The sequence below is a fragment of the Cohnella sp. WQ 127256 genome, from assembly GCF_024519285.1.
In the GTDB taxonomy this organism is placed as follows: domain Bacteria; phylum Bacillota; class Bacilli; order Paenibacillales; family Paenibacillaceae; genus Cohnella.
The window spans coordinates 378926-390742 of record NZ_JAMZCY010000002.1; the positions used below are offsets into that span (position 1 = coordinate 378926).

Sequence of the window (11817 nt, forward strand, 5' to 3'; positions counted from 1 at the left end):
AGGTATATGAAATTGAAAAACAAAAAAATGAACCGAATTTTCGCGTGGCTCATAATCGCCGCAATGCTGAGCGGAATGCTGCCGACAAGCGTGTGGGCTGTTACACCTGCACCGCAACTGAACGGGCTTAACAACTATGTCGTGGAGTTAAGCTCAGATCCATCCACATCCACAAGACCATCTACCTTCGGCACTGCGTCCGATGACGGCCGAGTGTGGGCGGACAAGTCTGTTTCCGTGAACGGAAATCAATTTGACGTAACGCTGTCGGCGTTCGCACAGGAATACGTTCGCACATCTACCATGGGAACACGGGCACAGGCAGCGGCAGACGTAGCGATGGTTCTGGATATGTCGGGCAGTATGACTGCGGATCGTGTTACCAAAATGAAAGATGCCGTAAACAAAGGTATAGAAACGATTATGGCTGCCAATCCGAGGAATCGTATCGGAATCTATTATTTTAGTCTTGCTACCGGAAGCACCAACGGCAATCCTAACGTCGACACGTTGTTTCCGCTGGCATCCTATTCTATGTCTGCAACTGGTGATAAATCCAGCGCTGCGGATCGTTATGTGACCAGCAGCGGTCAGACCATAACCAGGAAGGCAGGATTGACCCAGAAATATCTTGACGGAGCAACTGTGACAACGACAGCCCTAACGATATCTACAGCTAATGGTACTGCGACACAATCTGGGCTGTACACAGGCATCAATGCTTTAATATCAGATGTTAAAAACCGTCAACCGAGCAGCGATGACACGGAAAGGGCTCCGTATGTTCTGCTCCTTACCGATGGTGAAGCAAACAGAGCCTATCCTAACTGGTATAACAGTCCGCCGAACGGAACAGAAGTAGCGGGCAGCGGTGCAAACGGTACGGCTCAGATTTCGGCGTTGACCATTTTGTCAGCGGCAAAGCTGAAGGATGAGCTGAAGCAGGCGTACAGCGTACTTAGCGGCGGTAAGGATGTTGTTTGGTTCAATGTTGCCTTTGGTCTGGATGAAGGTGATAATCTGGCCACAGCATTATTAAAGCCGAGTAAACTGGCGTCGGCTAAAACAACCAATTTGAAAAATGTATATACCTCGCTGACCTCACTTACAGCCAGCGCGGACGCTGCTTATAAAAAGTATGGTATAGGCGGTACGCCCGGCTACGTGTATGCAAATGAATATATTTACTTTGTATCTACGAATGATCTAACCAAGGTCGATGAGGCGATTGGGGATCTGTCATCATTGGTAGAGGCGGCTACCAGCGAAAAAACCATACCGTTTGAACAGACAAATGGGTCCGGCGAACCGCTGAATATTGTAGTCACTGATGTATTAGGCACTGGAATGGAGTTAAAAACAGCGCCCAAAATGGGTACAGTGACCGGAACGGTAAAATCATCATCCGTGTCAGTTACAACATACGGTTTTGCAGACTTGAACACAACTGTCGTGTATAACAGTGCTACTAGGGAAGTAGAATGGATAATCCACCCGAAGGAAGTGCCGCTGATTACGTTCAGCGACCGCAAAGCTCCTACGCCGGGCAATTATTCAAATCGTGATCTACTCCCTGTTCAGCTTACTTATACTGTGGGATTAAAAGATGCTTATGCGTCCGGCACTATGTACAGTAATGAGTATGCGGGTGCGGGCGTCGCAACGGCAACCGCGCGCTTCATACCGGTGGCAGATAATCCGTATTATTATAAAAACATTACCGAGGTTGACCGCAACATTGTAAGTACCCGCAAAGTGCTCGGCACCGACATAACGGCATCCGTGTCGAAAAGCAGTAATACCACCGGTACTGCTATCGCTTCCTATGCATATGAATGGGTTGTTGAAGGTGCAGAAAATGTGTTCCTCACCAAGCTGGGCAATAACGGTAAGATTGTACCGAAACTGAAAATCGATAAGGCCCCGGATTCCGGTTCAGTGCCTGCCGGTGAGAATGCAATCTATCATATAACCGTTACCAATCTGACCAGCAGCGATATCTCTAATGTCATCGTTAACGATGACATACCAAGCGGCCTGACGTTTGTGAGCGGCAGTATTACAGAGGGCAGCGTCTCTAAGCCAGCCACGACTTTCCCTTATACGATAAGCTCCGTTCCCGCTAACGGCAGTGTTGAATTGACATTTAAGGCTGCTGTGCCAACCAACGCAACGATAGGAACGGAATATATTAACCGTGCAACGATCACATCGGTTGAGGGTACATCATTAAATACACCGGCATCTGTTAACAGTGGTAAGGTAACCGTAGCCAATACTTTTTCTCCGAGTGTAACAATTAAGCTTGACGGAGCGAACTATATCGGCCAAAGTGTTGCGCTTTGGAAAGAAGGCGCGAGCAAATACACCTTAACAGCAAGTGGAGCTATACATTCGGCTAGCGGCGTAACGCCCGGTACCTATGACATCTATGTCAATGGTGTGAACACCGGGGTACAGCTTTCTGGTTCCGACGCGAACAAGGTAATCAATTATTACAGCGTATCCTTTTATGATGGAGCCCAGAAGTATAGTACTCCTGCCGAGCAAACGATCCTTTCCGGCGGAAAAGCTGTCTTGCCGACAGCCCCGACGAAAGTGGGAAATACGTTTGACAAATGGGTAACAACAGACGGCGGCACCACAGCATTTAATTTTAATACGGCAATCACATCGACCACCGATATTTACGCTGCATGGACACCGAGCACCAATACAGCGTACAAGGTCAACCACTATCAGGCGGAGTTAGACGGCAATAATCCCACAACCCCGACGCTGGTTGAAAACCTGACCGGAACGGCCGGGGGCACCACAAGTGCTGTGGCAAAGACCTACACCGGTTTCACCGCCGTAGCGTTCACGCAGGGAACCATCGCAGCGGACGGCAGCACGGTCGTAAATATCTACTATACGAGAAACCAGTATGACATCACCTTTGTGATCGACCCGACCAAGGGAACGGCCACAGGCGATACCGCGCCGAAGGTTTACTACGGGGCAACGCCGACAGCACCGGTCATCACCGCTACGCCAGGGTATACGTTCACCGGCTGGAATAAGACGATTGCACCTGCAACCGGCGACGAAACCTATACGGCACAGTTCAGTCTTACCAACTTCGCGATCACTTACGATCTGGACGGCGGCAGCGTTGCAACTGCAAACCCTACCACCTACACGGTAGAAAGCGCGGGCATAACGCTGAACAACCCGACCAAACAGGGATACACATTCGGCGGTTGGACGGGCACCGGCCTGAGTAGCCCGACAACTGCTGTCACCATCGCGCAGGGTTCAACAGGCACAAGAAGCTATGTCGCACAATGGACAGCAAATACTTCTATGGTGACGTTGGATGACAACGGCGGCAGCGGCGGCAGTGGCAGTGTGACTGCTACTTATGATCAGCCTATGCCGGCTGCAACAGCACCGAGTCAGGCTGGGTATACATTCGTCGGATATTTTGACCAAACAAGCGGCGGAACGAAGTATTACAATGCGGACATGAGCAGTGCGCAAGACTGGGATAAAACCGATTCATCCGTGACCCTCTATGCAGTGTGGACTGAGATCGGTCATGTAACGATCCAATATGCCGCCAATAATACTGCTTATGGTACAGTTAGCTCTAGCTATGAATCGTTGAACCCCAAAACCGGTACGGCAACGGGTTCAAATGCAACTGCAAAGCCAGGGTATCGCTTTGTAGAATGGAAGGGCGCAAACGGTGATACGGTCAGCACGAGTGCAATCTTTGTTCCGCAGAAGGATTCAGGCAGCTACACGACAGCTACCTATACTGCTATCTTCGCAGCTGAAGCTTACAATATAACGTATAATCTTGACAGCGGAACGACTGCTTCATCGAACCCGACAACCTTTACCGCCGAGGATGATGGCTTTACCTTAATCAACCCGACAAGGCTAGGGTATACCTTCACGGGATGGACGGGGACGGGGCTGTCAGAACCAACTCTTATTGTTAGGGTAGAAAAAGGTTCTACAGGAGATCGCGTCTACACCGCGACATGGCAAGTCGTACCGTCAACTGGAAACTATATCGTAATCGGCACCGTGATTGACGACGATACTCCTCCCGATAGCATTCCGGGAGCAACCGTTGAGATCGTGAAAGGCAATACTCAATACGGAGATACGGCGGTTACTGACGCCAACGGCAAATTCACGATCCATGATGTACCGGCAGGCATTTACAACCTGAAAATAACTTTAGGTGAGAAGACTGCAATTATTGCGGTTACAATCGGAGGGGATGCACAGGTCGTACAGCTTGGCAATGTCATTTTCCCGTACAACGCTAGCAGCGCATTGAAGCTGAAAGGAAGCGGCACTCCGCCAATCGTAATCGATAATCTGCATCCTGAGGCAGTAGACTACCTGTTAAATGATTACAATAATACTGGCTTCGCCAAGGTTGAGATAGTAATCGAAAGAATCGATGAAACGACGAACGAATCCGACAAACTAGAAGCAATCGGAAAAATCAATACTATGGCGCGGAACAATAATTTGACAATTGGTCTCTATCTGGACATGATCATTGAAAAGTTTTATCGCGTTACTGAAGTTGTTAGTTGGAATTCTGAGGGACTTATCGAACGAACGAATGGGTTAATTAAAGTAATTATTCCTATTCCTTCGGAATTGCAAGGAAAGTCCGGTTATATTGTTTATCGCTATCACGGTAACGCAGTGAATGTCATCAGCACGGTTCCGAATGCAGATGGAGAGTATCTCGTACTTGATCAATCCGATTGGACGCTAACGCTCTATGTTAAAAACTTTTCAGTCTACGCCATAGCTTATAACACTCCGCTAGTGCAGAACCCGCCAGTCATTGGCGGAACGCCTAATTTTGATATAACCTTTAACGGGGACGGGGGCACCCCATCATCAACAAAGCAATCTGTAGCCTTAGGAGATCTGTTATCGAAGCTCGCAGATCCAGTAAGAACCGGTTACACTTTTGCAGGTTGGTATAAAACCGATGGCAGCGAGTGGAACTTCGGAACCGACAAGGTGTTCTCAGATCTTACACTGACTGCAAAATGGACAATTGCAAAAACGAATATACCTGTCCTTGATAAGGTAAACCATTTTGCTTATATGCAGGGATATCCTGACAAAACCTTCGGTCCCCAAAAGAATATGACAAGAGCGGAAGTTACTGTCATGTTTGCGCGTCTTTTGGTAGAGAAAATGGATGTAGACAAAAAATATTCATCCAAATTCAAAGATGTTGATTCTGCGAGATGGTATGCAAATGCCATCGGATATATGGAGCAATACGGCATCATTACGGGGTACACAGACGAAACCTTTAGGCCGGATGCGCCGATTACTCGAGCAGAGTTTGCAGCAATTGCATCTCGATTTGATGAACTGATCACAGGCGAGCCCGTTATTTTCACAGATGTTACGGATAGTTACTGGGCAAAAGATTACATTTCCTCTGCTGCTGCCAAAGGATGGATCAAAGGGTATCCAGACGGAACTTTCAAACCTGGGAACTACATCATACGTGCTGAAGTGGTAAGCTTGATAAACCGTATGCTTGAGAGATCTTCCGACAGAAGTTATGTAGACAGCAATAAAAATAAGCTCAATCAATATGTAGATTTAACAAGTAAACACTGGGCTTACTACGATATTATGGAAGCGACGAATAGCCATGATTATGTAAAGACTTCAGACAGTGAAACTTGGAAAAGTCATACGAAATAGTTGAGAATATCTTGCAGCACGAGTAGTAAGGTTCGTAGCTAAAAGCGCTTTTGCACCTTTCCGTCGAAGTATTTATTAACTGGAAGTTGTTTAGAATGGATAACTTGGATAAATTATCACGGAAAAAGTAAGAAGGAGCTTGTCGCGGCGCGACAAGCTCTTTCTTACTTTTCGCCGATAGACCCGTTAACCTGAACCGTATCATAAGTAGGTATTAGCGGTTCTGGCGCTCCCAGAACGATACCGCAAGCGCCTACGGACGACGCAAGCGTAGAACATATGAACGGGGAATCTACCGGCGCGAGCGCGTGATTCGCATCTTTTTTATTCGCGAATTGCTAGAACACCTCATCGGCGGAAATGGATGAGAAGTGGGCATCAGGCAAGACATATCTAGAAATGTCTGACCATTTTACATGGCGCTCATCCAACACGATTAAACGGCAATCTATTGTCATCAGAATTGGATGAAATTCTTATACTGCTTCACTCGGGAAACTTCCAGTATTTCCTGTCGAAACAAGAGGGGTTTTGGAAGGTAGGGGAGAATATTAATGGTTTGAAAGGTTTTATTGCTCCATGTCAAGATGCGAAACGGCAGCTCGTTCAATCAACTAGGAGGTGTACCTATTGAAATAAATATTAACAGTGATGTTGATGGTCCTGACTTTTTAGGTGCTGGGGTTGGCTGTAGTAAATCAAGTGATGATAAACCCTGAACTGTGGAAAATCAGAATTCTGAATTTTTATCCCGTGAACTCCAAAAGTGTGATGAAATATTGAAGAAGGAGAAGATACCATGGTAGCTAATTTCTGCTCGAGCTGCGGCAACAGACTTAATCAAGAAGATTCCTTCTGTTCTGTATGTGGTAAAAAGATTGAGAGAATCCAATCTCCAAAGGTAAATATTCAAACGCAGCAGGAACAAGATGATCTAAATAATATTTGGAACAAAGTTTCTAATAGTGATTCTGCAAACAGATACAAATACATTGTAATAATTATCGGGATGTGTATTGGTTTATTTATTGGAAGTGTAATCGGGTACAGCCTGGCTCCTGCAAGTAAGGGTAGTAGTGCTCACAAGCCAACCTTAACTGAATTATTGAAGAATGAGTGGAAAAACATTGGCGGCACCGTTACAGTCACATCAAATACTCCAAACAATTACATGGCTAAGGCATTGTCTAAAGGAAGAACAATGTTAATCCTGTTTGGGTTTGCAGGTTTGGCTGGTGGTGGGCTTGTTGGTGGGTATTTGGTGAGAATTCGAAACAAATGATCTGATTTCCAAAAAATTCACCATTAGATTGATACGGTGAAACTTACCATAAGTGACGGCGAAAATTTCGTGGGGGGAAATGTTGCGGAATGTTGGTGGGAAGTGTGGAATAGTGTGATTTCAAAGGAGCGAACAGGTAATTGTCTGTTCGCTCCTTTGGTTGGGAAGCTCATTTCCAAGTGAACTGATTTGATCCATATAAGAGTTCAAAGACTTCATCGCTGCCAGTTGAGCTAAACTGCACGGTATTGGCGTTAATATAATTGATTTTGGATGTATTAGGTCATTTTCCACATAAGTTGTACACTTCCCGCACCAATTGCCATCCTCTTTATGTGTGCCTAAAGAAACAAGTTCCGTCAATCTTCTTCTGTAACCATAGATTTCACATTTGGCTTAGCATTTAAGCCAAAATACATTATTTTTACGATGATACACAAAAGGGACAATACTACAAAAAGTAAACCGCACCAAACGACTTCTCCTACTCCTAATCGTGATATAAACCAACCTCCTATAGCCGCACCCATCGTGACGCCTAAGTTTGAAAAAGACACATATAAACTGTTGGCAAATTCTGGAGCTTCTGAAGCTTCCGATGTCAGCCAAATTTGACTTACAATAAGTCCACTCGTATGAACAGCTCCCCACACAATGATAATCCCACTAATGAGAATAAGGGGTGTTTCCACATAATAAAGAAGTAAATAGCATATTCCTAAAGCGATAGGATATAGCAGCACTGTTTTCAACATACGATGGCTTAATAGCTTTCCAGCATACCAATTTCCTGCCACACCGCTAATTCCAAAAATCACAAGCATCACACTAATAAGTTTCCCACTCATGTCAGACCTCTGTCCTAAATATTCTGCAAAATAACTATATACAGAAAACATAGCAGCAAATATGAAGCAAGCAGCACCGCTATTTAACCATAAAGAGGGTTTTCGTAATATCGCAAGCTGTCTTCCAAAAGAGGTTTTCTCCCTTCCCGACATGGCTGGAACCATTACCCCGATTCCAACACACGCAATGACATTCACAAGGGCAGAAAATATAAATGAGGTACCAAGTGAAAATTGATTGGCAATGTAGGAAGTAAGCGGAATTCCGAGCACCATGCCCATGCTTACTCCAAGAAATACCTTTGCACTCGCCTTCGCGGCTTCCTCCTTTACTGATAATTCAGTGGCTAGTACAAAGGCAATAGAGAAATAAACCGGATGAAAAAAAGCTGGAATCATTCGGAGAGCCATAAGTATATAAATATTCGGAGCAAAAACTGACATCAGATTGGAGACGGCAAAAATAATCAGAATGCCAGTCAATGCAGTTTTACGATTCAATCTTGACAGCAATAGCGTCATCCATGGACCAAAAAGGGCAATAATAAGTGCAAACGAACTAACAAGTATTCCAGCTAGTCCTGCGGTAACGTTATACTTCTCCATGACCATGGGCAAAATTCCGACTACACCAAGTTCGGTATTTATAATTCCAAATATACCTAGAGCAATAAAAAATAGTGGACTGATTCTTTTCACGTTACGTTTCTCCTTGTAAACATAATACTTTTACTTATTTCTATATATCTATTAATCTAGATATTTAATCGAAAAGGTAACCCTATAATTATGGCTACCTACATTTTATTCTTGGTATATTCGGCAAATTTACGAATGGTTTCTTCATTTCTTCTATAATAGGTCCACTGTCCAAATCGCCTTGATTCTAAAAGTTCAGCTTTCTTCATGATCATTAAATAGCTGGAAATCACGGATTGTGCCAATCCCGTTTTTTCCTGAATGCTTCCTACACAAATCCCTCCTTTAAAGTCAGCATCCGTAGGTAAATACAACTGTGGTCCAAAATTTTCATCTGGATTTCTTAACCATTCCAAAATTTTAACGCGGGTATCATTAGACAAAGCTTTAAAGATCATTATGGTTTCCATAATTACATCATATCTAATTATATAGATATGTCAATTTTCATATACAAAAATACCGGTTAGCTTGATAAGAAAATTTAATAGAGGTAAAAAAAACGGCATCCTTACCGCCGTATGATTTGAATACGCCCCAGCCTCCTCATGCCATGCCAGTTAAAGGCGCTGTACGATGTTGTACGAACGAAACGCTTGGTTCTACGATATTGCGCTGACGCAAGCCTACAATGTTTCAGATTTAATCAATAAGAATCTAACGCTGTATGCGAAATGGACGGCTCAAAGCGCAAATGCGCTGTGCGGCGCAGCTACGTTGAGTGATGGGGTAATCGTTCTGGTTATATTATCGAAAGCATCCTGCCAGTTTTTTGGGATGATGTTTCCAATGTAACCGTCAGGTCGTATCAATACCAACATGTCACTGGTAATACCGTATATTCTTTGCAGATTGCCTGTGTTGTCTTTAATAGAAGTGTCGTTGACACTTTCATTGCCTACAATGTATCGGCGCAATTCGGCACCAGTGGTAGGCCAAGTCAGCTCAGGAAGTGCCTTGGCGGCATTGGCTCCGAAGGCAAGTAGAGTGAAGTGGGGGCCTTGGTATAGTTCAAAGAGTCGTCGTGCCCCACCGGGGCCGATGCAAGGTGCGTCCGGTGCTCGGTCTCCCACTTGCAGGGTCTTGGTGACCGCGGTGTCTGTGGGGGCGAGTGGCCCGGTATGGTATGAAATTCCGAGCTGTCGTTCCTCATCTCCACGCTTGAGGCTGGAGAGACGGCGCTTGTCTAGGCCAGAGTAGAGCTCGCTTGATTTACCAAGAACACGAGCAGCAATCGGCTGGCGTTCGGCTTCGTAGCTGTCGAGGAGGCTGTCGGGGGCTCCGGAGATGACCTGCCCTAATTTCCAACCGAGATTGTATGCATCCTGCACGCCGGTGTTGAGCCCCTGCCCTCCGGCTGGTGTATGAACGTGGGCGGCGTCGCCCGCCAAAAAGACTCTGCCTGCTCGGTAGTGCTTTGCGAGCCGAATATTGGGTCGGAACACAGAGGACCAGGTGATGTCGTGTAACCGGAACCTAGTGAGAGTATAGAACTGAGCTGTCAATGTGGCTTCATCGAGGACAGGCGTCTCGTCCGTTTTCAGCCGAATCATGATTTGAAATTGGTCGGAATGAGGCAGTGGGCATACTGCGACCGACTTACCATGTGTGCGTGGCCACATATGCCATCGGTTGCGTGACAGCTTGTCTACCTTACCATCGACAATGAGCCATTTGTCGGATTCGTTGGTCTCTCCGACGAATCCAATACCCGCTGCTTTGCGAACAGTGCTTGAGCCTCCGTCGGCCCCAACCAAATATCTGCAGCGGACCTTCTCCCCGGAAGAAAGCTTCGCAATCACACAATCGGAATCTTGTTGGAAACCCTCAACGGCGGTGCTGAACTCAATTTTAAGACCGAGGCGATCGATCAGGCGATGCAAGATGGCGTCGGTGCGGAGCTGCGGCAGCAATAAGGTGTTTGGATAGGGTACGCTTGGAGTCGGTTTATTCCGCTGTATCATACGCCACGGCAATGTGAACGGTCCGATATGGAGGCCAGCAAGGGGGTATGCTCCTCCTTCAGCGAAAGCCTCATCTAATATCCCGAAGTCTTCAAAGACTTCCAAAGTACGAGGTTGAACTCCCTTTGCACGGGAGCCTTTGAATGCATGTGGTGCCTTGTCAATCAGTCGGACACGAAGGCCGCGTCGTAGAAGGTCGGCTGCCAGTGTGGATCCTGTTGGGCCAGCACCGGCGATTAGTACATCGATATCCTGGTGATCGGTATTTGATGACTTGCTTATAAGTTCAAATTTGGTCATGGGTTTAGTTTCCTCTCTGGGTAAAAATAAATACAAAATTCTTCTTATTGTTTCTATGAAACATTATGTTTCATAGAAACAATAATATATGAAAATTGCTGTTAACGTCAATAATGTTTCATGGAAACTTTAATTGCGTATTTACTCTTGATATACTGGTTTTAGCTTAACCAATATCGGAGGAAAGCAAATGTTAAACGAATCGGGGAAACAAACTAAGGATCGATTAATTAAAGATTTGATTGTGTCAGTAAACGATCTACAAAATAAATTCCAAAGAGACGATGGCCAAGAGAAACAATGGCTTATTCATAATAGTTCTACTCCTGTAATCGCTCAGCTGGTGAAAGATATGACTGTTAAGATGCTGCATGTGCTTAGTGCCATTGGTGAGCTTGAGCCTGTTAATGGTATTACCATTTCAAAACAATTCGGATTCTCAAAAGGGAATGTCTCTAAAATCACGAGAAGACTTGCAGATAAAAAAATGATTCATTTTGAATTTCTCCCTGATAATAGAAAGCAAATCCTGTTCCGCACCACACAATTAGGAAAAGAGATTAACCTTTTGCATCGAACCCTACATGATCAAATTGATATCGGGGTCAATCATTTCTTGCAACGGTATAACGAAGAAGAATTGCGTTTTCTAGTCAATGTTTTTCAAGAGACTTTGCACACATCATGGATTCATTCGGAGATAAATGAAGAATCAATCGCACTCAGTAATAGAGCGTCGCACACAAAAGTAGAGTCAGACACTGACAAGGCAATAACAGATTCCGATGGAATGAACGAAGTCATTGAGTTGCTCAATAAGCTGGATTCCCGTAGCTTAAAGAAAGCGAAAGCGATTCTTAACGATGTATTTTTTTCAGTGTACGAGGATTAAAGTTCCAGCAAATAAAGCAAACAGCGGCACGAAGATCCCAGAAAATACCTGTCATATATAGGATGAAAGTGTTATTGTATAACA

General features: G+C 45.1%; 6 protein-coding genes. 3 read left to right on the plus strand and 3 right to left on the minus strand.

Annotation, left to right across the window (positions count from 1 at the left end):
* The first annotated feature begins 6 nt into the window (after positions 1–6).
* Positions 7–5748 carry an InlB B-repeat-containing protein gene (locus M1K58_RS09770; RefSeq protein WP_256758633.1) on the plus strand — a complete coding sequence of 1914 codons (5742 nt, stop codon included), beginning with the start codon at positions 7–9 and terminating at the stop codon, positions 5746–5748.
* 799 nt (positions 5749–6547) lie between these two features.
* Complete coding sequence (locus M1K58_RS09775) at positions 6548–7030, plus strand: zinc-ribbon domain-containing protein (protein ID WP_256758634.1); 483 nt, start codon at positions 6548–6550, stop codon at positions 7028–7030.
* A 359-nt stretch (positions 7031–7389) separates the two neighbouring features.
* Here the strand turns inward: M1K58_RS09775 and M1K58_RS09780 are convergent, their stop codons facing one another.
* The 3 genes from M1K58_RS09780 to M1K58_RS09790 all read right to left on the minus strand — a co-directional run bounded on the left by M1K58_RS09780 (position 7390) and on the right by M1K58_RS09790 (position 10841).
* Complete coding sequence (locus M1K58_RS09780) at positions 7390–8577, minus strand: MFS transporter (RefSeq protein ID WP_256758635.1); 1188 nt, start codon at positions 8575–8577, stop codon at positions 7390–7392.
* 98 nt (positions 8578–8675) lie between these two features.
* On the minus strand, positions 8676–8987 hold the full coding sequence (locus M1K58_RS09785; RefSeq protein ID WP_256758636.1) for an ArsR/SmtB family transcription factor: 312 nt from the start codon (positions 8985–8987) through the stop codon (positions 8676–8678).
* A gap of 273 nt (positions 8988–9260) precedes the next feature.
* Positions 9261–10841 (minus strand): FAD-dependent monooxygenase, encoded by a 1581-nt coding sequence (locus tag M1K58_RS09790; RefSeq protein WP_256758637.1) that lies wholly within the window; start codon positions 10839–10841, stop codon positions 9261–9263.
* 190 nt (positions 10842–11031) lie between these two features.
* On the opposite strand from M1K58_RS09790, the gene M1K58_RS09795 reads away from it, so the two are divergent.
* Complete coding sequence (locus M1K58_RS09795) at positions 11032–11733, plus strand: MarR family transcriptional regulator (protein ID WP_256758638.1); 702 nt, start codon at positions 11032–11034, stop codon at positions 11731–11733.
* Positions 11734–11817 lie beyond the last annotated feature (84 nt).

Bases quoted from the DNA above. Each gene is read 5' to 3' on its own strand.
- M1K58_RS09770 (WP_256758633.1), top strand. From the start codon at position 7: ATGAAATTGAAAAACAAAAAAATGAACCGAATTTTCGCGTGGCTCATA.
- M1K58_RS09775 (WP_256758634.1), top strand. From the start codon at position 6,548: ATGGTAGCTAATTTCTGCTCGAGCTGCGGCAACAGACTTAATCAAGAA.
- M1K58_RS09785 (WP_256758636.1), bottom strand. From the start codon at position 8,987: ATGGAAACCATAATGATCTTTAAAGCTTTGTCTAATGATACCCGCGTT.
- M1K58_RS09790 (WP_256758637.1), bottom strand. From the start codon at position 10,841: ATGACCAAATTTGAACTTATAAGCAAGTCATCAAATACCGATCACCAG.
- M1K58_RS09795 (WP_256758638.1), top strand. From the start codon at position 11,032: ATGTTAAACGAATCGGGGAAACAAACTAAGGATCGATTAATTAAAGAT.